The sequence below is a fragment of the Edaphobacter paludis genome, assembly GCF_039993895.1.
Taxonomy (GTDB): Bacteria; Acidobacteriota; Terriglobia; order Terriglobales; family Acidobacteriaceae; genus Edaphobacter; species Edaphobacter paludis.
The window spans coordinates 707,311-728,976 of the sequence record NZ_CP121194.1 but is presented as its reverse complement, the minus strand read 5'-3'; the positions used below and the strand labels follow the sequence as shown (position 1 = coordinate 728,976).

The following is a 21,666-nucleotide window of genomic DNA, read 5'->3' as shown; positions in this document are numbered from 1 at the left end:
CCAGCCCGGTTGCGGGTTTTCTATAATGAAGTGTTTAGCGACTGAGGAGATGTTTGCGATGAGTATTGGCGAAAAGATTCAGACGGACATAGTGACGGCGATGAAGGCACGCGATGAGCATCGCCTGACCACACTGCGGATGGTAAAAAGCGCCCTGAAAAACAAGGAAATCGACAAGCGTGAGCCCCTGACCGATGCCGAAGAGACCCAGATTCTGACCACGCTGATCAAGCAGCGGAGAGAGTCGGTGGAGCAGTTCACCAAGGGCAACCGCCCTCAACTGGCCGAAAAAGAGCAGCTTGAAATCGCTATGATCGAAGGCTACCTGCCCAAGGCCGCCAGCGAAGATGACATCCGCGCAGTTGTTCAAGGCGCCATCTCACACCTTACGCACGATGGAAGCAAGCTCGGCCCCAAGGATCTGGGAACGGCGATGCGTGTGGTTCAACAGCGACTGCAGGCCAGCGGAGTGCGAGCCGACGGCAAGCTGGTAAGCGAGATCGTAAAGGCAGAGTTGGCGAAGTAAGAAGAAAGAAGAAAAGAAGTAAAAAGCTGTCTGCGCGCTCAGTTGCCTAAAGCTACGTCATCTCGACCGGAGCGCAGCGTAGTGGAGAGACCCTGTATTTGCAGTTGCACTCACTGCTTGCGCGGCCAGGTAAAGGCCGTGCCCGCCATAATAGTGCGGCCCTGCAGCGGAACGCCGGGAATGTCCTGATAGCCGGTGTTGCTCAGGTTCAAAAGACGGACGTATGGGCGCAGCCTGCCACTGTTGCGAGCCAACGAAATATCCCATAGTGGATAGGCAGTTCGAGTTGTCTTCTGGATGACGCCTACCTGCGTATGCGCCGTGAGCTGGTGAAAATCTCCCGTCCAGGCAAAGATGGCGTTCTGCGCAGCATAGTTGAAGGCGTACTCGGAGATAAGCCCCTTCGGCGGCGACGTAGCCCGCACAGCGGTATAGCTCAGGTCGAGATGCTCTGAACCGGGAAGGCGTAGGCGAAGTTGGGTCTCTGCCCCGTTGTAATTAAAGTTGCCAACGTTAGTGGCCTGCCATGGAGCGGAAAGCGAGTATTTCGAGTAGTCAATGCCGTCCTTCTGATGAAGGCTGAAGCCCGTAGCAGTAAGCGTGAGGCGGCCACTCGCAGGAGTCCAATCAACGCCGCCCTCATAGCTCCAGGAAGACTCCGGCTTGAGATTGGGATTGCCGATGTTGACGGGGTCGGAGTAGTAGAGGTCGAGGTACGTCGGCAGGCGGAAGCCGTGTCCAGCCGAGGCGCGCAGGCGAACGGTGTGGGTGAGCGAGAAGGCGGCGGCAGCGTTAGGAGAGAAGATAGCGTCGCCGCCGGAGAAGATCTCTTCGCGAGCCCCGAGCGAGAGCGAGAAACGGCCCAGCGAGGGCAGTGAGAGGTTGGCGTATCCTGCGCCCTGGTTGCGGGCGTGGCGGCCGAGATTCGTGCTTTGAATAGCATCTCCGTTAGCTTCGAGGCCGTAAGAGAGAGTCGCGTTGGTGGCAAGCTTGTCCACGCGGCGCAGCGCGGACTGCCAAGCGGTATCGATGTGGTTGTTTTCGTAGATGCTGGGATCGTCGACAAAGAGGACGAAGATGTCGGTATGGCGACGATAGGCGAAGTTGGCAGCGGTACTCTGGCCAAGCTGCTGCTGGATGGAGGCAAACCAGCCCTTGGTGCGCTCCCACGAGGGATAGGGGCCATAAAACTGGTTGGCTCCGTAGGGACGATCGCTGGCCGCGACGAGGATGTCGGTCGTGCCAGGCTTGAGATTGAGCCAGGTTTCGGCGGAGATGGCGTTACTGGCATAGTTGCGGTCGGCGATGAAGCCGCCGGAGCTGTCGCGGCTGCCGCTCAGTTCCGCCGAGAAAGGCTTGGTGGCGTAGTCGGCCCGAAAAGACTGCTCTGCCGAGGAGTAGTTGCCGCCCCCTGCCTTGACGGTAAGCGAGAAGGGGCCTCCCGTGAGCGGTGCAGTAGGCTCCGTAGTGATCAGATTGACAGCGCCGCCGATAGCGTCGGAGCCATAAAAGGTAGAGCCGGAGCCGTGCAGGATCTCGATGCGGGAGACAGCATCAAGCGGAACCGGAATGTCGAGGTTCAGGTGGCCGGTTTCCGGATCATCGATGCGGAGGCCGTTGAGCAAAATAAGGGACTGTTCGAAAGTGGTGCCTCGAATGGAGAGATCCGATTGCACACCGGAAGGCGCGCGGGACTGCAGATTAAGCGAGGAGTCGAGGCTGAGGTAATCGACGACACTATTGAAGAGGAGCGGGTACTGGCGGGTGTCGAGCGTCTGCACGGAACGGTCGCTCTCGGACAACGGAATTGGCTGGACGGTGGTCGTGACCGTGACGGACTGGGCGACGGGAGCAGGCGTTTGTTGCGCGGTGGCAGCGAGGCAGAGAAGGCAGACGGGAAGGAATTTTGCGATCTTCAACATGGTTTGTTTTTCGATGATCTATCGAAAGATCGGAGTTGGGGAGATAGTTTTGTTCAATCCTAAATAGTTTAGTGATTCAACTATTTCGTATCTCAACTATATTGGCTCCAGACCTTCTATGAGAATCGAATCGTTTCTGAGACAAAGTCCGGTTTTTCAGATCGGCGTGAGCGCTCGCCGTCTGGACGCGATGCTTACCCGAATTCTTCGCCGGGAGGGAGTGACATTCTTTGAGGCGCTGGTGCTGGCAGCGATCTTCTTCGAGAAGAAGCGCGGCATCAAGCCGTCGGAGCTGGCGAAGACGTTTCACACGACGCGGGGCAATGTGAGCCACTGCATCTCGTCGCTCGAGGCCAAAGGGCTGGTGAGGCGGCGGGTCGATCCAGAGGACGCGCGGGCATTCCAACTGACGCTGCAACCTGCCGGAAAGAAGCGGGCCACCCGTGTGGTAGGAATTCTTCATCTGATGCAAGGCCAGTTCGAGCAAATCGTCGGGACATCGGGGCTGGAATCGATGCTGGCGCGGATGTTTGCCGTGGAGTCCCTTTGCTCAGGACTGGCGCGGTCGGCTGACGAGGCTGACAAACGGCCTGAGATCAACACCGAGGCCCCCTCTATTCGCGAATGATCTTGACGAAGATCCCATCCGGCAAAGTCGCGCCACCGAGCACATGGATGACTCCATCTTTGGTGAAGCCACGCAGCATGGCGTCAGCTTTGGCGTAAGGATTGGGTGGGGCTTCGGCCTTCTGTGGGTAGGGCGTGGCTCTGAGCGGCGCTTCGCCTATGTTCGCAATGGCCGGACGAGGGGCACCCGGTTTTGTGGCCACCGGAATTTTAGCGGGAGAGCGGTTCATGCCACGGTCCATCGCTTCGTTGGCAAGGCGGTCAGCATCTTTGTTCTTATGGCGAAGGGCATGGCTTATCTCGAACTTTTCGAGTCTGGCGATGCGGCGCTTTGCCTCTTCATACAGAGGCTTCAGATCGGGGCTTTTTACCTGATATTTCCCCTGAATCTGCTTGACCATCAGCTCCGAGTCCGAAACCACGCGGAGCCGGGAGTAGTGGTTGTCGAGGGCAAACTGAAGGCAGCCGAGCAGCCCGGAATATTCGGCAAAGTTGTTAGTCCGGATGCCCAAAAATTCGCTCAGTTCGGCGATGACCATGCCGTTGGCGTCCTGGATCATTGCACCGTAACCGGCGGGGCCGGGGTTGCCGCGGGCTCCGCCATCGCAGTGGGCAGAGATCCAGTCGGTCTTTTGGTCTTGTCGGGGAAAAAGGCTGCTTGAGGACATTTTGTGAGTTTACTGGATGGGCCGGTACGTCGGTCGATGCCCTTCAGATGGATATTTTTCTATTTAAAATTGTGCCCTGCTTACCTTTTGGTTCGGCAACCGGTCTATTGAAGTGAATTCGATTTCCTGACTCCGGAGTCAGACAAATGAGCGTTGAAGCAATTGGGGTAAATCCAGTTGGGCGGCGGCCAAGTCCGTTCGCCTTGGGATTGCGTGATGCCGCAGCGGTAGAATCATTGCCAGGCATGGCAAAAGCGGTCACACAATCCGGCACCAGAAATGGTGGCAAGCTGACGCAGGCGCAGATCGAGGCTCGCGCTCAGCAGCGCATTGAAGACGACGAGTTGATCCGTGAGGCCCAGCGAGGTCAGCGGACCGCCTTCGACGCGCTGGTACGCCGCTATGACCAGTCTGTGCTTCGGCTGGCGCTGCATATGCTTGGCAATGAGCAGGATGCGCAGGATGTTCACCAGGAGGCCTTTATCAAGGCATACCGCCACCTGGGAAACTTCCGATTCGAGTGCTCGTTCTATACGTGGCTTTACCGTATTGTCACGAACCTTTGCCTGGATCAGTTACGCAGGCGAAAGAGCCGCCGGGAAGATCCGGCAACCGTGCTCGATTCGAGCGGCGGCGAGATGGACCTGATGGCGAACATCACTGACGACCGTTCCATGGCGAACCCCGCACGGGAGCTTGACCGGAAGGTGATGAGCCTGAGGATCAGCGAGGCGCTGGATAAGCTGACGCCCCGCGAACGCACTGTATTTGAGCTGAAGCACTACCAGGGACTGAAGCTACGGACGATTGGCGAGATGTTGAGCACCACCGAAGAGACGGCAAAGAACACGCTGTTCCGGGCCACTCGCAAGCTTCGCGCGAACCTCGCCGGTGTGCGGTAGACAGCAAATGAATAAAAAGACGGGCAGACATGACAGACCCGCTGGCAGTAATAAATTTCTGAGGCTGGTTGAGGTAGGGCGATGAAGTGCGAAACCGCAAAAGAGAACATCCTTCTAGCAAGTTATGGCGAGTTGCCGGATGAATACGCGATCCCGCTGGAGCAGCATCTCGACGGATGCGAGGACTGTCGCAGCGAACTGGACGCAATTAGTGAATTGGATGAGCATCTCGCGCTGCTCCCTGTAGTCGAGCCTTCTCCCAACCTGCTGGCACAGGCGAGAGTCAGGCTGGACGAAGAGCTGGACGCGATCCCTCCGCATGGCATCTTCACCCAGTTTCGCCGCGGCCTGATTGCATGGATGGGCCATCTTCAAAGCGCACCCGCGCTGGCGACTCTGCTATTGGGTGTAGGTTTTCTCGCAGGGAACTTTACCTATCGCTATGAAGTGGCGCACGCGCCCAAGCCCAAAAGCACGGTGACCCTGAGCAACCCCACGCAGGCCACGATTGCGAACGTGACGGGGATCGTCCAAACGCCGAACTCGGAGCTGGTGCAGGTCAGATACAACAAGCTGGTTCCCGAGACGATGGAAGGTTCGCTGGACTCGCCGGAGATTCGCCAGCTGCTGCTGGCAGGCACGAATGCGGCGGCAACCAACGGGGTTCGCGCCGACTCCGTCTCCCTGCTCGCGCATGAGTGCAAGGCAGGCCACGCCTGCACGGGCGAAAACGATGGCCAGGACATTCGCAGTGCGCTGCTGGTCTCACTGCGCTACGACAAGAATGCCAGTGTTCGGATGAAGGCGCTGGAAGGACTGCAACACTACATTGGACAAGATCAGCGGGTCCGCGATGGCGTGCTGGAGGCTCTGATGCATGACTCCGATGCCAAGATACGGACGACGGCAATTGGCATGTTGGAGCCGGTACAGGCGGACTCGAGCGTACGCGAGGTGCTGCGGACGGTCTCGACCCAGGATGAGAATCCCTACATCCGAACTGCTTCCTATCAGGCCTTGCAGGATGCCGCGGACATTCAGTAGGCAATGAGACCCATGAAGATGAAGCACTATGCACTACCGCAAGCCGCTGCGCTGGTACTTCCACTGGTGCTGCCGCTAGGCTTGGCGGCGATAGGCCTCTGCCGCCCCGCCGTTGCCATGACCGTTGCCCTCCCTCTCTCCGCAAAGATTCACGGAGCCGCCCGTTCCGGCACAGCACCCCACATGACCCAGGGATATCTTGGCGTCGATATTCGCAATGTCACCCAGGACCAGGTGGGTCCCCTGAAGTTGAACGACACCAACGGCGCCGAGGTGATCCATGTAGACCATGACGGTCCGGCGGGGAAGATGGGGCTCCAGAAGCACGACGTAATCCTGCAGATGAACGGTGTACAAATTCAGGGGCGAGAGCACCTCCGCCAGTTACTTCGCGAGACTCCCGCGGGCCGATCGGTCACCTTTGTGATCATCCGGGACGGTCAGCAGCATACGCTGACGACACAGCTCGCCGACCGGCAGGAGGTCGAGCGCCGGGCATGGGAGCAGCACCTCGTGGTGCCCGACCCCGGTCCTGATAATGGGCCTGTACCCCCGGTGGGGAACGGCTTTTTCCACTCCGATACTTCCGTCGGCAAGGGAGCGAAAGCGCATCGGGATTTTCTCGGCGCAACGACGGTCCTGAACGCCTCATTCACCGGAGCGCAGCTTGAGGTCATGGGCCCGCAGCTGGCGGAGTTCTTCGGTGTGGAAGGTAATGCCGGGTTACTGGTGAGAAGCGTTGAGGCCAATAGTCCGGCAGAGGATGCGGGCCTGCGCGCCGGCGACGTCGTCATGCAGGTAAACCAGGTGCCAGTGACGACCGGAAACGAGTGGTCAAAGACCATGCACCAAAACCGGGGCAAGCCGGTGGTCTTACTGGTGTTGCGCGACCGCCACGAGCAGACCATGACTCTCACTCCGGACAGCAAGAAACGCTCCAGCGTAGTGTGGCCGTTTGCTTGCGCAGACCACAATCAGGTCGCAGAGCTGTAGCGCCCATTCAGCATCAAGACTGTTTCTATATACTTAGAAGTAAGTATGGAATCTCCCTCTACCTCAGGAACTGGCCGCCGTCCCATGACTGCAAAGCGGCGATGGAAGGCCATCACGCGCAAGATGCGTGAGCTGGGCTCAATCGGCTCGGCACTGGCTTCGACCGGACACCCGTACATGGCGCATATCGTGCCGATGCGCCGCTGCAATCTGGCCTGCACCTACTGCAACGAGTTCGATGATGTCTCCGACCCCGTGCCGCTCGACGAGATGCTGCGCCGCATCGACCACCTTGGCCGGTTGGGCACCTCCGTCATCACCATCTCCGGCGGAGAGCCGCTGCTGCACCCCGAGCTCGACCAGATCATCGCGCGCATCCGTAAGACCGGCGCCATCGCCGGAATGATCACCAACGGCTATCTGCTGATGCCCGACCGCATCGAGCGCCTGAACAAGGCCGGCCTCGACCACATGCAGATCTCCATCGACAATGTGATGCCGGATGCCGTCTCCAAAAAGAGCCTGAAGGTGCTCGACAAGAAGCTCCAGATGCTCGCCGAGCACGCCGACTTTCACGTCAACATCAACTCCGTCGTCGGCGGCGGCATCGCCAACCCGAACGATGCGCTGACCGTAAGCGAACGGGCGCTGGGGCTGGGATTCAGTTCCACCATCGGCATCATCCACGATGGCAGCGGGCAGTTGAAGCCGCTGGGCGAAGCCGAACGCACCGTCTGGGACAAGGTTCGTAAACTTACCCGCCGCAGCTACTCGCGTTTCAACCACTTTCAGGAGGCAATCGCCAACGGCAAAACGAATGACTGGCGTTGCCGTGCCGGAAGCCGCTACCTGTATATCTGCGAGTTCGGCCTGGTGCACTATTGCAGCCAGCAGCGCGGCTACCCGGGTGTCCCGTTAGCTGGTTACCAGACCGCCGACGTCAAGCGCGAGTTTCTCACCGAGAAGAGCTGCTCCCCTAACTGCACCATCAGTTGCGTGCATCAGGTCAGCTACATCGACCACTGGCGCGCCCCGCAGAAAACCACCATCACTCCTGGCGGTGCAGGACACAAAGCCGATCCGGAGCTTGTCCAGATCCGCTAAAGCGGCCAGCAAAGAAGCTATACTTCAAAAACAAATCCTCCGCCCTTTGGCGGAGGATTTGTTTTTGAGATCCATCCTATTAAAAAATCGCTCTATCGCTGTGGTTTCGACGCGTGACGCAGGTTGCTGCGTACCGTCGTTGCGGGAGTCTCAGCCAAAGCCGTATCGATGGTCTGATAAAGCTGATTGACATCAGTGACCTGCGTCCAATGCTTGGGCGTGACCACGAAGATCGTAGGCGTCTGCGTCAGGCCGACACGCTCGCCAAGCTCGTAATCCGCATGGACCTCACGGGCGAATTGGCCTGTCGGATCGACCACGAAGGGCATCTCGCGGCCATGCGTCTGGAAGTAGTGCCGTGTAAAGTTCTCCAGGTCTTCCTTCGAGGCGATCGAATTCTGATTCGCGAAGACTGCCCGGCGATAATCCTCAGCCGCCTGCGGAGAGATCTTGTCCTGCATATAGCGCGCTGTGATCGCCGCATCCAGGCTCCAGATATGCATCTTCAGCGGAAAATCATGGTGTACCAGCGGAATCTTGTAGTGCTCGGCGGCACCGCGCGTGATTGGGAACGCGTGGGAACAGGCGGGGCACTCCAGGTCTTCGAACTCGATAATCGCGACCCGCGCTCCGGCAGGCGGCTTAAGCATCGAAGTATCTTTGAAGGGCGTCCCGGTGTTTGGTGGCGCAGAATATTGCGCAAACACGGGCGCGGAGAGCGAAAGGGAAACACACAGGCTGGCAGCGACGAGGGCAATGCGATTCATGGATGTAAGACGCATAGGATTGTGTTAAGTATTTTAGACGAAAAGCGATTGCCCTTCTGAACCTGCCTTTAATTTGCGCTTTAGATTTCGCAACCGGAAGGCAGTCTAAGTAATCTAACGAAGTAAGCTTGAGAGGATCTCTGCGTTATTTTGCTACCAATATGAAGGTGTGTCTGCTGCTGGCAATCTGCGCCAGCCTGAGCGTGCCTGCGTTTGCACAGTCTTCCGCGCCGAGTTCAGGTCAGGATCTGCCCTCTGCTCCCGCTCCTCACGTCCTGACCCCAACGCTTCCCGGCGGCGTGACCATCAACCGGGCGACACCCTCTGCGCTGCCGCTTAGCCTTGACGAGGCCATCGTCTGGGGTGTTCAGCACAGCCTGCAGATGGAGCTCGCCCGCCAGAACCAGCGTATGGTTCATGGCCAGGTTTTGACAGTGGCCAATAACCTTCTGCCGTCGGTCACCGCGGAGGCGTTCACCCAGACACAGATGATTAACCTCGCCGCGCTGGGCTTCAAGCCCCAGTCGCTTGCCGCTCTGCTGCATCAATTCGGGGTCGCTCCCGGTAGCTTTTCAACAATCGTCAAGTTGGACACGACGGGCGCGCAATTGAATCTCGACCAGCAGCTCTTCAATGTCCCGGCATATTACCTCTACCGTTCCGCGCAAAAGGCCGATACCGTCGCTTCGATGACGACCCTCAATGCTGAGGGCACGGTGGTCCTCCAGGTAGGCACACAATATCTGCGAGCGCTGGCCGACGCCTCGCAGATCGAAAACGCGCAGGCACTCGAAAAGGCCGATGAACTAGTACTTCACCAGGCCATCGCATCGCACGACGCTGGCGTAGGCACAAACCTCGACGTGCTCCGCGCCCGCGTGCAGCTCCAGGCGCAGCAGCAGACCGTCATCAACTCCGAAAACACCTTTGCAAAGGACAAGATTGCGCTCAGCCGTCTGATCGGCCTGCCGGCGGACCAGGAGCTGACGCTGACGGACAAGACTCCCTACTCGGAGTTCGCCGAGCTTCCTCTCGAAGATGCCAAGTCGCTTGCCTATAAGCGGCGCAAGGACCTGCTCAGCCTGCAGGCGCAGATGGAGGTAGCTGAACGTGCGGAGAAAGCAGTGAAGTACGAGCGCCTGCCGACACTCTCGTTCGGCGGCCACTATGGAGTTCTCGGCGAAACTCACGGACTGTACCACGGTGTATTTGCGGCCACGGGCAGCGTAAAGATTCCCATCTTCCAGGAAGCCCAGCTGCGCGGAGAGCGCGAGGTCGCCGATGCGCAGGTCAACGCACTTCACCAGCAGATTACATCGCTGCGAGTCACCATCGAGCAGCAGATTCGCTCCGCCATGCTCGATGTCCAGTCCTCCGCTCAACTCGTCAAGGTAGCCCGCAGCAATGTCGATCTGTCCACGCAGGAGCTGCAGCAGTCCATCGACCGCTTTCAGGCCGGCGTCTCGGACAATCTTCCCGTGGTGGAGGCCCAGGCCATGCTGGCTGATTCGCAGACCAAGCTGGTGCAGACGCTCTATCAATACAACCAGTCGAAGTTGACCCTCGCCCGCAACACCGGCGTAGTCGAAACTCAGTACCAAGTTTATCTGGGCCGCTAAGCGTACCTATACTCAAAAAGCAACATTGCATTTGCCCGGATAAACCATTGGCTTCGCGCCCTTTCTCCCTGAAATGTGAAAACATACGGTATGTCTGAGGGTGGCAGTAAGGCAGCGGTAACGGAAGCGAAGGCGGGAAGTGCCTTCCACTCGCGGGATTTTCGTCTCTATCAGTCAGCGCGTCTCATGGTCATCGTCGGCGCCGAGGCGCAGTCAGTTGCCGTAGCCTGGCAGGTTTACGCGATCACCCACTCCGCACTCGATCTGGGCCTCACGGGGTTGGCCCTCTTCCTTCCGGGTCTGTTCATGGTGTTGCCCGCCGGCCATATCGCCGACCGGTTCGATCGCCGAAAGATCATCCTCGCCTGTTACGGTCTACAGGCGCTTTGTACCATGGCGTTGCTCTGGCTCTCGCTGACCAAAACCCACATCTCCAACGGCCGCGTCTGGCCCATCTACGCCGTGCTGCTCGGCATCGGAGTGGGCAGGGCGTTCAGCGGCCCGGCCTCAAGCGCGATGCTGCCCAGCCTCGTCCCCAAAGGCCACTTCGTCAACGCCGTCACCTGGGGAGCGACCATCTATCAGGCCGCGAACATGGTCGGCCCTACCGTAGGCGGCCTGCTCTTCACTCTGCCATTGGTCGGCATGATGACACCCTGGAACGGCGCGGCCATCGTCTATGCCTTCACGCTCTTCACGCTGCTCGGCTTCCTCATTCTGGCAGGGATGATCCGAACCAAGATGGATCGCGCCACGAAGACGCAGTTCAACGCAAAGAGCATGCTGGCAGGGCTCGAATATGTCTGGAAGACAAAGTTGCTGCTCGGTTCCATCTCGCTCGATCTCTTCGCCGTACTTCTGGGCGGGGCGGTAGCGCTCTTGCCCATCTTCGCGACAGACATTCTTCACGCCGGCCCGCGAGGTCTCGGCCTGCTCCGCGCCATGCCCGCTCTAGGGGCTCTCGCCGTCTCCCTGCTGATGGTCGTCAAGCCCATCCAGCGTAACGCCGGATGGCTCATGCTCAGCTGCGTCGGAATCTTCGGTGCAGCCACTATCGTCTTCGGACTTTCAAAAAATATCTGGATCAGCCTCATCGCGCTCGTCATCGTCGGCGGCAGCGACATGGTCAGCGTCGTCATCCGGGGCAGCGTCTTGCAGTTGGCCACGCCCCCCGAGATGCGTGGCCGCGTCAGCGCCGTCAACTGGCTCTTCATCGGCGCATCCAACGAATTTGGCGAGTTCGAAAGCGGCCTTACCGCCCATTGGTGGGGAGCAGTCCGCGCCGTCGTCGTTGGAGGCATCGGCACACTCGTCGTCATGAGCGCGGGAGCAGCGCTCTTCCCCGCCCTTCGCCGCGCCGACGCCCTGACAGCAGAGTCGTTGATGGGGCCGGAAAGAGAATTGAGTCTGGCCGAACGTGTCGATTGAATGAGAAAGTAGTGAATAGTTCCAACAGCTCGAGGGAGGCACTGGATGCAGAACGGCGCAAAAGCAGCAATCGCAGGAACCATCATCTTGCTGGCGGCAGTCGGCGGACGCATCGGCATGATCTACCACGAGCGCAACGCCCCTATAAAACTTCCGCCCGCTGCGGCGACCGCAAAGCTCTCCGATGACGATCTCGTCTTCCTGAAGAAAGAGCGCCCCGATTCCATGGCCGACATCAAGACGCTCTTCGGGACCACCGTATGGATCTCGGCCGGTGGCCAATTGGACTATTACCCCTACGTCGGCCACAAGGTCGTCTACGCCAAGAGTGCAGGAACACTTCTCGGTGCCGAGCCTCTGCTCATCAAAGGTGCAGTCGAACAGGTCGCCCCCAAGAGCGCCACCTTCCGCATCCCCGGCGGCGACCGTCAGGTATCGCTCGTCTTCACATTGCCCAAGTCGTCTGATCCTGCCAAGGAATATGCCACGCCCGTAGGCTACCGGCAGGATGGCCAATATACCTTCTACAACGACGAAATCTTCTTCTACGACGACCCGCACGTCCTCTACAAACACTGGGGCCCTGAGATCTGGAAAGCCGTCGATTCCCACCAGGTCATCCTCGGCATGAACGAGCGCCAGGTCGAACTCGCGCTCGGCCAGGTAAGCAAGAGCGTCAGTCAGGACTACGGCAACCGCATGGTCGTCTTCGCCAACACGGGCCACCCCATGGCTGTCACCTTCGTTAACAACAAGGTCACCGCCTTCCGCGCCGACCAGGGCTTCTAGAACCCACCGATAAAATCGGATTTCATCGGTGCAAATCGGTATTAAGCCCCTCTTTCACACTATTACCCGCGCAGCACTATAGGATGGGGTCGCTGACCGAGGTACCGTATGATCCCGTTCGATAATGCGCACCGTGCCGTGCACTACCCACCCGACCGGCGTTTCCGCATCTGGATTCGCCCCTCTGTCCTGACAATCCTGATCCTGCTTGTAGCCGTGCCATTGATGCTGGCATGGCTTGAGGTAGCGATCTTTGGGATGCCCTACATCGCATCCTCCTCCGCCTCCATCGAGGGCGCGATGAGCGGACCGCATGGCTTCCCCGTCTGGATACGCTGGACGCACTTCTTCAACATGTTCTTCCTCTTTATGCTCATGCGCAGCGGCCTCTCGATCCTGATGGACCACCCGCGCCTCTATCTCAACGACCACTGTACCCCCGGCACCGAGTGGCTCCGCTTCACCCCCTTGAAGGTGCCCTCAGACCGCGTGTGGACCGCGAAAGACGACGCCCGTTACATCTCGCCCATGGTGTCCACGCCCGGCTATCGCCACACCATAGGCATCGCTCGCGCCTGGCACTTCATCACCGTCTATGGATTCGTCCTCACCGGAATCTTCTTCGTCTGCGGACTACTCACCAGTGAGCAATGGCAGCGCCTCGTACCGACTTCGACCGCCGTCTTCGTCGATGCATGGAACACCTTCGTCCACTACGCGAACTTCCATTTCCCGCCCGAGCCCAACGGCTTCTACGGATACAACGCCCTCCAGCAACTCGCCTACTTCGCCACCGTCTTCGTCATGGCGCCGCTCTCGATCCTGACCGGAATGGCGATGTCCCCCGCGCTGGTCAACCGCTGGCCGCGCTACGCCAAGCTCTTCGGAGGCCGCCAGTGCGCCCGCTCCATCCACTTCCTCATGCTGGTGGGCTTCGCCGGTTTCGTCGTCGTGCATGTAACGCTGATCGCGCTGACCGGCCTGCGCCGCAACATGAACCACATCGTCCTCGGTGTCGATAACATGCAGTGGACAGGGCTTGTGCTCGGCCTCATAGGCATCGCCGTCGTCGTGCTCTCGTGGATCGCCGCGCATTACATCTCGTGGTACTTTCCCCGCGGCCTGCAACACGCCCAGCGCGCCGTCACCGAGCCGGTCCGGCTGGTGACGCTCGACCGCCTCATCCCGCAGCAGACCTATACCCGCGAGCAGATCTCCCCGCGCTTCTGGCCCAACGGCAAGATGCCCACACGCGAAGACTGGAAACAAATGGAAGCTGACGGCTTCAAAGACTTTCGCCTCAAAGTCGGCGGCATGGTCGAAAACCCCGTTGAGCTATCGCTCGACGACATGCGCGCGATGCAGGCAGAAGACACCATCACTATGCACCACTGCATTCAGGGCTGGTCGGGCATCGCGGAGTGGCGCGGCCTCTCGCTGCAAAAGCTCATCGAGCACGTCAAGCCCCGCCCCGGAGCTCATGTGCTGGCGTTCTACTCCTTCGGCGACTCACTCTACGGCGACGCCTACTATGACACGCAAAGCATCTACAACGCCATGAAGCCGCAAGCCATGCTCGCCTTCGACATGAATAGCGCGCCACTCACCGGAGTCTACGGCGCCCCCTTGCGCCTGCGCGTCGAAAACCAGCTCGGCTACAAGATGGTCAAATGGATCGAACGAATCGAGTTCATCGAATCCATCGAAACCGTAGGCAAAGGCGAAGGCGGATCGAACGAAGACGACGAATACTTCGACCTCCTCCCCAACATCTAACCGGACACGATCTGCCGAGGTAAAGAATGCGTCGTTCCTGGTTCGCCGAAGAAGAACACGAGGCAGCACGGCAGGTCGTCGAACTGCTACACCGCATCCGCCTGCACTGGCTGTTGAAACACCTGCCCCCGCGTATCGTTTGGGCGGCCTACGTCTTCTTCAACAGCTTCCTCACCATCATGCTTCTCTCCCTGCTGGCAACGATCACCGGCAGCCCCTTCGTCTTCCCCTCGCTCGGCCCTACCGCCTATCTCTTCTTTTTTGCGCCTCTCGGCAGATCCTCCAGCCCGCGCCATGCGATTCTCGGCCACGCCATCGGCCTCATCTGCGGATACGCCGCCTATATCGTGATGGGCAGTCACGGCTTTATCACCGCGGCCCTCTCAGAGGTCACTTGGCATGAAGCGATGGCCGCCGCACTCTCTCTCGCTGCTACCGGAGCCATCATGGTACTCCTCCGCGTCAGCCATCCCCCTGCAGGCGCGACCACGCTGATCGTCTCCCTCGGCATCCTCACCAAGCCCGAGTATCTCGTCATCATCGAGATCGCCGTCATCCTGCTGACCGCGCAAGCCTGGGCCATCAACCGCATCGCTGGCCTCGACTATCCCCTCTGGGAGCGGAAGCCGAGCGCCCCATCCACCGTATAGTCACGTTCTGGAGAGCAATCACCGCAGACCTCAGCCCTGCATCTCCTCAACCGCCAACCCAACCCGCAACATAGTCCCCTCGTCGAAGTGCCGTCCCATCACCTGCACCCCAATCGGCAAACCGTCCTTGGTTTCCCCGCAAGGCACACTCACTCCACAGATTCCCGCCAGGCTGGCCGCAACTGAGTAGATGTCGGCCAGATACATCGCCACCGGATCGTCCGTCTTCTCCCCCAGTTTGAACGCGGGAGTAGGAGTCATCGGCCCTACAATCACATCGACCTCGTTGAACGCCGTCAGAAAGTCCCTCGTCAGCAATGCCCGAACCTGCTGCGCCTTCTTGTAGTAAGCGTCGTAATATCCAGCCGAAAGCCCATACGTCCCCAGCAGAATCCGCCGCTTCACCTCCGGCCCAAACCCGGCATCCCGCGTCTTGCGATACATCGCCGAAAGCGTCTTCGCCTCGGCGTCTCGCAAACCGAACCTCACTCCATCGAACCGTGACAGGTTCGACGAAGCCTCCGCCGTCGCGAGCACGTAATAGGTCGGAATCGCGTACTTTGTGTGCGGCAAGCTGATCGGCTTGATCACGCATTTCTCTTCCTTAAGTCCGTCCAGAACCCGCTCGATTGCAGCCCGGATCTCGGGGTCCAAACCTTCTCCGAAATACTCCTTCGGCACCCCGATCCGCAGCCCTTCCACTGGCTTCTGCAGAGCTCCAATATAATCTCCAACCGGACGATCAGACGAAGTCTCGTCCATAACGTCCCGCCCGGCAAGCACCTGCAAAACAGTGGCGGCATCCTTCACATTATTGGTAAACGGCCCCACCCGGTCCAGGGACGAAGCAAACGCAATCAGCCCATACCGCGAAACCCGCCCGTAAGTCGGCAGCACACCCACAACGCCACAAAAAGCCGCAGGCTGGCGAATCGAGCCGCCCGTATCTGTCCCCAGCGTAGCCACGGCAAATCCCGCCGCCACCGCCGCCGCACTACCACCGCTCGACCCACCCGGAACCCGATCCAGAGCCCGCGGATTCAGCACCGGCCCATAAGCCGAGTTTTCATTCGACGATCCCATCGCAAACTCGTCGCAGTTCAACTTCCCCAGCAAAACCGCCCCGGCAGCCTCCAGCTTCGTCACCGCGGTAGCGTCATAAGGAGGCAAATATCCCTTTAGAATCAGCGATCCAGCCGTAGCCGGAGCACCCTGCATCGTCAGCACGTCCTTGATCCCCACCGGAACCCCGGCCAGCGCAGGCAGCTCCTTACCCTTTGCCGCCAGCGCGTCGATCTTCGCCGCCTGGGCAAGCGCCCGATCTTTGCTCAAAGCCAGAAAGCTATTGATTGCCTTGCCTTCGTTCCCGTCATCCGCAGCAATTCGCGAGTAGTGCAGCTCCGCCAAAGCCGTAGCAGTGGCCGACCCGTCCGCTACACCAGCCCGCACCCCATCAATCGTAAAATCCATCTCAGTGCCTATCCCTTTTGAGCTCTCGGAAATATTTTTTATCAACGCTCAATCACCTTTGGAACCTTGAAGAACCGGCCATCTGTCTCTGGAGCCGTCGCCATCACCACAGCCCTGTCCAGCGAAGGCCGCACCACGTCCTCCCGCAGCGTCTCGCCCCAGTCATGCCCCGCCCCACCCAGCATCTCGCCCACTTGCGCCATGGGAACAACGTCCTTCGTATCCAGCTCATTCAATTGAGCAATATGCCCCAGGATCGCATTCAAATCCCGCTGCATGCGCGGCTCTTCCTCCGCCGTCAGCTCCAGATTGGCCAGCTCCGCCACCCGTCGAACATCCTCAATCGTTACGCTCGTCTGCTCACTCATCGCCCGTCATTCCTCTTCACTTTAAAGTGTATCCTGCCCACCTTCACCCCTGCGATCCGCGCCATCTGGCCCGCCAACTGACCCTGCATACTCATCATCTGCCGCAGCCAGGTACCGTCCTGCACTTCAATCCAGACCTCTCCATCGACATAGCCCACCACCTCTCCCCGTTCCGCCAGCGCCTTGCCACAGGCCACCGGCCACGCCGCAGCCAGCTTATCTTCCGGCCGCATCGCCTTCAGGCTCCGCCCCAGCGACCCGCGCAACAAATCCCGCATTCCTTCCATCGCCATTATGTTGTCTCCGCGGCAACCGGCACCATCGCACCCGCCGCCTCCGGCATCTTCTCCAGCACGAACTCTCTCAGCTTCCGCAAAAACACCGGCGTAGCGAACCCCTCCGCCCATCGCCGGGCGACCGCCGCATCGAACATCCCTGCGGCCTCCGCAGCCTCAAACCGCAGAATCCCGTCCATCACCGACTCCACCGTCTGCTCCGCAAAATATATCCCGGTAGCACCATCCGCAGCCACGCCGAGCCCCCGCACCGTCTCCAGCGAACCGCCCGCCCCATAAGCAATCACTGGCCGACCGCAGGCCTGCGCCTCCAACGGAACCATGCCAAAATCCTCGTCCGCAGCAAACAAAAGTGCACGGCACGCCGCATACTCCTGCCAAAGCGCCTCGGTCGTCATCTCGCCCAGAAACCTGACGTCCGCTCCCCCAGCCAGCCGCTTCAGCCGAGCCTCCTCGGGGCCCGTCCCCGCAATCCTCAGTCTCCGCCCCAACCGCGAACAAGCTTCAACCATCAACTCGGTGCGCTTATACCCCACCAGCCGTCCAGCACAAAGATAATGCTCTCCCGGCACCGCCATCCGTGCCCGGTCCAGATCAATTGGAGGATGAATCACCACGCTCTCCCGCCCATAGCACCGTCGAATCCGATCGGCCACATACTTCGAGTTTGCAATAAAGTAAGACACCCTCTGGGCCGCCCGAACATCCCACGCCCGCACCCACCCCGCCGTGGCCGAAAACACCATTCGGGTCACCGCTCCCATCTGCGCTCGGTAAGCCTCATAGCCGTCATGCAGATATCGCATCGGCGAGTGGCAATAGCAAATATGCACCGCTCCCGCGTCCACGCGCACGCCCTTCACCGGCCCCGAGTCCGACGAGATCACCAGGTCGAACCCCCTTAAGTCCAGCCCTTCCGTAGCCATCGGATAAAGCGGCATCATGTGCCGATGATAGTTCTTCGCCAGCGGAATCCGCTGCAAAAACGATGTATGCAGCCGCCGTCCGCGCAACCCGTCAGGAATTCCCGGAGCGTCCGCCACCAGCGTAAAAATCTCCGCCTCAGGAAACAACGACGCGATGCACTCTGCCACGCGTTCGCCGCCACCCCGCGTCACAAACCAATGATGAACTATAGCGACCCGCACCCGTCGTCCCAATTCCCCCCGCCCCAACTCCCCGCGGCGCTCGCCTTCAGAATGCGCCATCCTGGTTCACCACCGTCGAGAACGTCTTCAACAGGATCACGGCGTCCTTGGCCAGCGACCAGTTCCCCACATACTCGCAATCCAAAGCCACCCGTTCGTCGTAGGTCAACGAACTGCGCCCCGAGACCTGCCAGAGACCGGTCAACCCCGGCTTCACCTTGCAATAACAACTAAAACAGTCACCGTACTTCTCTACTTCCGCCGCCACAATCGGCCTCGGCCCCACCAGGCTCATCTGGCCGGTGACAACATTCCACATCTGCGGCAGCTCATCCAGGCTGTATCTCCGCAAAAACGACCCAACCCTCGTAATCCGTGGATCATTCCGCAGCTTATGCGTCTTGCTCCACTCCGCCTTCGCCTCGGGATGTTCTGCCAGGTACTTCTCCAGCACCTCAGCCGAGTTCACGCACATCGTACGGAACTTCCACATCGAAAAAAACGCTCCGTGTTTGCGAATACGCCGATGCGAATAGAAGATCGGACCCGGAGAGCTCACAGCGACCATCGTTGCCACGATTCCCAACACCAGCAGCGTCACCGGTATCGAAACCGCCACCAGCAGCAGGTCAAGCCCGCGCTTGATGACTCGATAGCGGAAATATTGGGTCGGCGATTCCGCCGTCCATGGCGTTCTCCAAAGGGAAGAACCCGCCAGTTCCGCGTACGAGTATGAATCTTCTATTACCGCAACCGGCGATTCGGTAGATTCAGCCTGCATTGCAATCCTGTGTCTGAACAAACTGCGGCCACGCCGTCCTCTGCGTTATGCAATTTGTACGGTTACTCGTTCATCCAAGTTTTGCGGCGTGCTGTCTGCCGCCCGCGTTTGCAGCCGAACCAGCCCGCAAACGTCCACAAATCCGTTATGCCTTCTCATTCGTTACTGCATTGTTCGCGCTGGTTTCTTGGTGGAACCAGTCGGCCGTCTCTATCCTCAACCCGGAAAAGGAAATGCAGTCGCTTTATTTCAGTTCAGCCAGTTTACTAGGACGATGCCCCGATGCGAACCAATTTCGTAGCCGGACCATTTTTCTTCGTTCCATTTCGGTAGCAGGTTCAACGACTTCCATCTCCCACCCCGCCCCGGTAAACTACTTGGATGCTCATTCTCAACACCGCGCTTGCTGATGTCAAACTGATTCAACCCAAACGCTTTGGCGACAATCGTGGATGGTTCACTGAAGTTTTCAACCAAAATTCCTTCCGCGACGCCCACCTCCCGGCCCAATTTGTTCAGGACAACCAGTCCTTCTCCACCCGAGGCGTCCTCCGAGGTCTCCACTACCAGCTTGGCCAGCCGCAGGGAAAGCTCGTCCGCGTCCTCTCCGGCCATATCTGGGATGTAGCCGTTGACCTCCGCCGCAACTCCCCCGACTTCGGCAAATGGGCCGGCTTCCACCTCAAGCCGCTCACCGATGAAGGCGAAATCCACTCCCTCTGGATCCCTGAAGGCTTCGCCCACGGCTTCCTCGTCCTCTCCGAGACCGCCGAAGTCCTCTATAAGACCACTAACCTCTACTATCCCCAGGGCGAGCGTTCGATTCTCTGGAATGACCCCACCCTCAACATCGCCTGGCCGCTCGACGCCCTCAACGGCGTCGCCCCCTCCGTCAGTCCCAAAGACGCCCAAGGCAAAGCTTTCCTAGAAGCCGATCTGCCCCCCGTATAGTCGTCCAGGCAATCCAGCACCGAATATTGTCATCCTTTGCCTCAGGCGGAGGATACGGTCATCGTTTCCGGGTCATCCCATGGGAAACACTCTAAGATGATAGAGAGCCGTATCTATCAGTCTTAATCCCCCAATCATCCGTGGTCGGTTCGCACTTTACCGATGCCCAAGATGGAGAACCCTGTTTGCTGAACAACCCTCTCGTCCGATCATTCCGCCAGAAATCGACGAGCACCCAACTCTCCATCATCGTCCTCGCCGCCCTTACCCTCCGGCTGATCCTCGTCGCCTGCATCTTCCGTCAGACCGTCGACCCCACCGATCACTTCGATGAGTTCGGCTGGGAGATGGGCTGGGTCGCCCGTTCCATCGCCCAGGGCCACGGTTTCAGCTCACCCTTCTGGCCCTCCACGGGACCCACCGCCCTTGTCCCACCCATCTTTCCCTACTTTGTTGCAACCATCTTTCGCATCTTCGGCGTATACACGGCTGCCTCGGCCATCGCCATCCTCTCCATCAATAGTCTCTTCTCCGCCCTCACCTGCATTCCGCTCTATTTCAGCACCCGCTATGCCATTGGAGATCGCGCAGCCACCCTCGCTGCCTGGGCCTGGGTCTTTTATCCCTTTGCCATCTACTTCTCCGCCGCCCGTGTGTGGGACTACGCCCTTACCGGCCTCCTCTTCACCACCTGCTTCTGCCTCGCGCAACGCCTTCACCGCCAACGCCGAGTCCTCGCGTGGCTGGGCTTCGGCGTCTTTTACGGTATCGCCGGACTCTCCAACCCATCCGTTCTCTCGATGTTTCCGGTCTTCCTCATCCTCACCGCCGTCGTCCTCCATCGCCGCAAAGAAAAGTGGCTGGCGCACAGCCTCGTCGCCACCCTCGGTGTCCTCGCCGTCCTTACTCCTTGGACCGTCCGCAACTATCGCGCCCTGCACATGCTCACCCCGGTCCGCGACAACTTCTGGCTCGAGTGTTGGGCGGGCAACGACGGCAGCACCTTCGAGTCCAACGACCGCTGGGCCCATCCAGCCAGCAACCCCACCGAGATGCAGCGCTTCGAGTCTCTTGGCGAGGCCCGCTATCTGGCCGAAAAACACACCCTGGCCGTCACCTTCATCCGCCAGCATCCGGTCGTCTTCCTTAAAAACTCCTTCCGCCGCGCCCTCTGCTTCTGGACCGCCTACTGGAGCTTCAGCCGAGCTTACCTCGCAGACCAGCCGACCCAGATCCCCGACATGTTCTTCTCCATCGGCCTCACGATCTTCATGCTCGTCGGTGCACGCAAACTATGGCTCAGGGACAAGACCGCGGCGCTCCCCTATGTCATCCTGATGGCACTCTTTCCCTTCACCTATTTCTTCACCCACGCTTCACCGGACTACCGTCAGCCCATCGAACCCGAGATTATCGCCTTGGTCAGCACCGGCATCCTCTCCTTAAAGAGGTTCAACCGTCCCGCCCTCAAAGCCAATCAGCAACCCCGCGACGAAGATTCACAAACCGTTTTCATCCCCGCCTGAAACGCCCGAAACCCCACTACAACTCACGTCATCTCGACCGGAGGCAGCGCCTTTGCCGCCGGAGTGGAGAGACCCCTGCATTTCGGTTTTGCCGTTGCTTGTTCTACTCCACCCCTATCCCTCGCGAAACTCTGTCAAGCCCCAAAGTCATCAACTTCGCTGCTCACAACCTGATAAGTTACACAAAATAAGCAGTTTAATTCTGTGAAATAAATCTCCCCCCAACTGCAAATCAGTTCCCCTCCACTCGCTAAAATAAAAGAAGGCTCAGAAATAACAGAAGTTTCAGCCCAAACCAAGTAACACCTTTA

At 59.2% G+C, this 21,666-nt stretch carries 21 protein-coding genes; 13 read left to right on the top strand and 8 right to left on the bottom strand.

All coding sequences use genetic code 11. The features are described from left to right. Positions 1 to 58: 58 nt before the first annotated feature. Positions 59 to 526 carry a GatB/YqeY domain-containing protein gene (locus P4G45_RS02695; RefSeq protein WP_348268157.1) on the top strand — a complete coding sequence of 156 codons (468 nt, stop codon included), beginning with the start codon at positions 59 to 61 and terminating at the stop codon, positions 524 to 526. A gap of 110 nt (positions 527 to 636) precedes the next feature. Here P4G45_RS02695 and P4G45_RS02690 read toward each other — a convergent pair whose 3' ends face one another. Then, a complete protein-coding gene (locus P4G45_RS02690) occupies positions 637 to 2,448 on the bottom strand; it encodes a TonB-dependent receptor domain-containing protein (protein WP_348268156.1) in 1,812 nt (603 codons plus the stop codon). Between the two features lie 166 nt (positions 2,449 to 2,614). Between P4G45_RS02690 and P4G45_RS02685 the strand changes: the two genes are divergently transcribed. Continuing rightward, positions 2,615 to 3,076, top strand: coding sequence for a MarR family transcriptional regulator (locus tag P4G45_RS02685; protein WP_348268155.1), 462 nt, complete (start codon positions 2,615 to 2,617; stop codon positions 3,074 to 3,076). Here the strand turns inward: P4G45_RS02685 and P4G45_RS02680 are convergent. Continuing rightward, positions 3,063 to 3,743 carry a ribonuclease HI family protein gene (locus P4G45_RS02680; RefSeq protein ID WP_348268154.1) on the bottom strand — a complete coding sequence of 227 codons (681 nt, stop codon included), beginning with the start codon at positions 3,741 to 3,743 and terminating at the stop codon, positions 3,063 to 3,065. The two genes, P4G45_RS02685 and P4G45_RS02680, sit on opposite strands and share 14 nt — an antisense overlap. Before the next feature lie 146 nt (positions 3,744 to 3,889). On the opposite strand from P4G45_RS02680, the gene P4G45_RS02675 reads away from it, so the two are divergent. From P4G45_RS02675 to P4G45_RS02660, 4 genes are all read left to right on the top strand, one after another. Further along, the gene (locus tag P4G45_RS02675) at positions 3,890 to 4,645 is read left to right on the top strand and encodes an RNA polymerase sigma factor (protein ID WP_348268153.1); all 756 of its coding nucleotides are present in this window, start codon (positions 3,890 to 3,892) and stop codon (positions 4,643 to 4,645) included. 81 nt (positions 4,646 to 4,726) lie between these two features. Further along, the gene (locus tag P4G45_RS02670) at positions 4,727 to 5,689 is read left to right on the top strand and encodes a HEAT repeat domain-containing protein (RefSeq protein ID WP_348268152.1); all 963 of its coding nucleotides are present in this window, start codon (positions 4,727 to 4,729) and stop codon (positions 5,687 to 5,689) included. A gap of 18 nt (positions 5,690 to 5,707) precedes the next feature. Further along, the gene (locus P4G45_RS02665) at positions 5,708 to 6,682 is read left to right on the top strand and encodes a PDZ domain-containing protein (RefSeq protein ID WP_348268151.1); all 975 of its coding nucleotides are present in this window, start codon (positions 5,708 to 5,710) and stop codon (positions 6,680 to 6,682) included. A gap of 45 nt (positions 6,683 to 6,727) precedes the next feature. Beyond that, entirely contained in the window at positions 6,728 to 7,786 is a 1,059-nt protein-coding gene (locus P4G45_RS02660) for a radical SAM protein (protein WP_348268150.1), read from the top strand. A gap of 92 nt (positions 7,787 to 7,878) precedes the next feature. Here the strand turns inward: P4G45_RS02660 and P4G45_RS02655 are convergent, their stop codons facing one another. Beyond that, the gene (locus P4G45_RS02655) at positions 7,879 to 8,553 is read right to left on the bottom strand and encodes a thioredoxin domain-containing protein (protein WP_348268149.1); all 675 of its coding nucleotides are present in this window, start codon (positions 8,551 to 8,553) and stop codon (positions 7,879 to 7,881) included. A gap of 128 nt (positions 8,554 to 8,681) precedes the next feature. Here P4G45_RS02655 and P4G45_RS02650 point away from each other — a divergent pair, with 128 nt between their 5' ends. The 5 genes from P4G45_RS02650 (at position 8,682) to P4G45_RS02630 (ending at position 14,815) form a co-directional block, all read left to right on the top strand. Continuing rightward, entirely contained in the window at positions 8,682 to 10,172 is a 1,491-nt protein-coding gene (locus P4G45_RS02650; protein WP_348268148.1) for a TolC family protein, read from the top strand. Between the two features lie 90 nt (positions 10,173 to 10,262). Further along, complete coding sequence (locus P4G45_RS02645; RefSeq protein WP_348268147.1) at positions 10,263 to 11,600, top strand: MFS transporter; 1,338 nt, start codon at positions 10,263 to 10,265, stop codon at positions 11,598 to 11,600. Between the two features lie 45 nt (positions 11,601 to 11,645). After that, entirely contained in the window at positions 11,646 to 12,389 is a 744-nt protein-coding gene (locus P4G45_RS02640; protein WP_348268146.1) for a hypothetical protein, read from the top strand. 108 nt (positions 12,390 to 12,497) lie between these two features. Next, positions 12,498 to 14,165 (top strand): molybdopterin-dependent oxidoreductase, encoded by a 1,668-nt coding sequence (locus P4G45_RS02635; RefSeq protein ID WP_348268145.1) that lies wholly within the window; start codon positions 12,498 to 12,500, stop codon positions 14,163 to 14,165. 26 nt (positions 14,166 to 14,191) lie between these two features. Further along, complete coding sequence (locus tag P4G45_RS02630; protein WP_348268144.1) at positions 14,192 to 14,815, top strand: HPP family protein; 624 nt, start codon at positions 14,192 to 14,194, stop codon at positions 14,813 to 14,815. 30 nt (positions 14,816 to 14,845) lie between these two features. Here the strand turns inward: P4G45_RS02630 and gatA are convergent, their stop codons facing one another. The 5 genes from gatA to P4G45_RS02605 are packed head-to-tail and all read right to left on the bottom strand — an operon-like array spanning position 14,846 to position 18,878. Then, positions 14,846 to 16,285, bottom strand: coding sequence for an Asp-tRNA(Asn)/Glu-tRNA(Gln) amidotransferase subunit GatA (gene gatA, locus P4G45_RS02625; RefSeq protein ID WP_348268143.1), 1,440 nt, complete (start codon positions 16,283 to 16,285; stop codon positions 14,846 to 14,848). 41 nt (positions 16,286 to 16,326) lie between these two features. Continuing rightward, on the bottom strand, positions 16,327 to 16,653 hold the full coding sequence (gene gatC, locus P4G45_RS02620) for an Asp-tRNA(Asn)/Glu-tRNA(Gln) amidotransferase subunit GatC (protein ID WP_348268142.1): 327 nt from the start codon (positions 16,651 to 16,653) through the stop codon (positions 16,327 to 16,329). Beyond that, positions 16,650 to 16,946, bottom strand: a complete 297-nt coding sequence (locus tag P4G45_RS02615) for a DciA family protein (protein WP_348268141.1) — start codon at positions 16,944 to 16,946, stop codon at positions 16,650 to 16,652. Before P4G45_RS02615 ends, gatC begins: the two co-directional genes overlap by 4 nt. Next, complete coding sequence (locus P4G45_RS02610) at positions 16,946 to 18,157, bottom strand: glycosyltransferase (RefSeq protein WP_348268140.1); 1,212 nt, start codon at positions 18,155 to 18,157, stop codon at positions 16,946 to 16,948. Before P4G45_RS02610 ends, P4G45_RS02615 begins: the two co-directional genes overlap by 1 nt. Next, complete coding sequence (locus P4G45_RS02605; RefSeq protein ID WP_348268139.1) at positions 18,144 to 18,878, bottom strand: sugar transferase; 735 nt, start codon at positions 18,876 to 18,878, stop codon at positions 18,144 to 18,146. Before P4G45_RS02605 ends, P4G45_RS02610 begins: the two co-directional genes overlap by 14 nt. A 381-nt stretch (positions 18,879 to 19,259) precedes the next feature. Between P4G45_RS02605 and rfbC the strand changes: the two genes are divergently transcribed. Then, entirely contained in the window at positions 19,260 to 19,829 is a 570-nt protein-coding gene (rfbC, locus tag P4G45_RS02600) for a dTDP-4-dehydrorhamnose 3,5-epimerase (protein ID WP_348268138.1), read from the top strand. A gap of 185 nt (positions 19,830 to 20,014) precedes the next feature. Next, positions 20,015 to 21,355 (top strand): glycosyltransferase family 39 protein, encoded by a 1,341-nt coding sequence (locus tag P4G45_RS02595; RefSeq protein WP_348268137.1) that lies wholly within the window; start codon positions 20,015 to 20,017, stop codon positions 21,353 to 21,355. Positions 21,356 to 21,666 lie beyond the last annotated feature (311 nt).

Coding starts and splice junctions, on each gene's coding strand:
- P4G45_RS02695 (WP_348268157.1), top strand. CDS start 59: ATGAGTATTGGCGAAAAGATTCAGACGGACATAGTGACGGCGATGAAG.
- P4G45_RS02690 (WP_348268156.1), bottom strand. CDS start 2,448: ATGTTGAAGATCGCAAAATTCCTTCCCGTCTGCCTTCTCTGCCTCGCT.
- P4G45_RS02680 (WP_348268154.1), bottom strand. CDS start 3,743: ATGTCCTCAAGCAGCCTTTTTCCCCGACAAGACCAAAAGACCGACTGG.
- P4G45_RS02675 (WP_348268153.1), top strand. CDS start 3,890: ATGAGCGTTGAAGCAATTGGGGTAAATCCAGTTGGGCGGCGGCCAAGT.
- P4G45_RS02670 (WP_348268152.1), top strand. CDS start 4,727: ATGAAGTGCGAAACCGCAAAAGAGAACATCCTTCTAGCAAGTTATGGC.
- P4G45_RS02665 (WP_348268151.1), top strand. CDS start 5,708: ATGAAGCACTATGCACTACCGCAAGCCGCTGCGCTGGTACTTCCACTG.
- P4G45_RS02660 (WP_348268150.1), top strand. CDS start 6,728: ATGGAATCTCCCTCTACCTCAGGAACTGGCCGCCGTCCCATGACTGCA.
- P4G45_RS02655 (WP_348268149.1), bottom strand. CDS start 8,553: ATGAATCGCATTGCCCTCGTCGCTGCCAGCCTGTGTGTTTCCCTTTCG.
- P4G45_RS02645 (WP_348268147.1), top strand. CDS start 10,263: ATGTCTGAGGGTGGCAGTAAGGCAGCGGTAACGGAAGCGAAGGCGGGA.
- P4G45_RS02640 (WP_348268146.1), top strand. CDS start 11,646: ATGCAGAACGGCGCAAAAGCAGCAATCGCAGGAACCATCATCTTGCTG.
- P4G45_RS02635 (WP_348268145.1), top strand. CDS start 12,498: ATGATCCCGTTCGATAATGCGCACCGTGCCGTGCACTACCCACCCGAC.
- P4G45_RS02630 (WP_348268144.1), top strand. CDS start 14,192: ATGCGTCGTTCCTGGTTCGCCGAAGAAGAACACGAGGCAGCACGGCAG.
- gatA (WP_348268143.1), bottom strand. CDS start 16,285: ATGGATTTTACGATTGATGGGGTGCGGGCTGGTGTAGCGGACGGGTCG.
- gatC (WP_348268142.1), bottom strand. CDS start 16,653: ATGAGTGAGCAGACGAGCGTAACGATTGAGGATGTTCGACGGGTGGCG.
- P4G45_RS02615 (WP_348268141.1), bottom strand. CDS start 16,946: ATGGCGATGGAAGGAATGCGGGATTTGTTGCGCGGGTCGCTGGGGCGG.
- P4G45_RS02610 (WP_348268140.1), bottom strand. CDS start 18,157: ATGGCGCATTCTGAAGGCGAGCGCCGCGGGGAGTTGGGGCGGGGGGAA.
- P4G45_RS02605 (WP_348268139.1), bottom strand. CDS start 18,878: ATGCAGGCTGAATCTACCGAATCGCCGGTTGCGGTAATAGAAGATTCA.
- rfbC (WP_348268138.1), top strand. CDS start 19,260: ATGCTCATTCTCAACACCGCGCTTGCTGATGTCAAACTGATTCAACCC.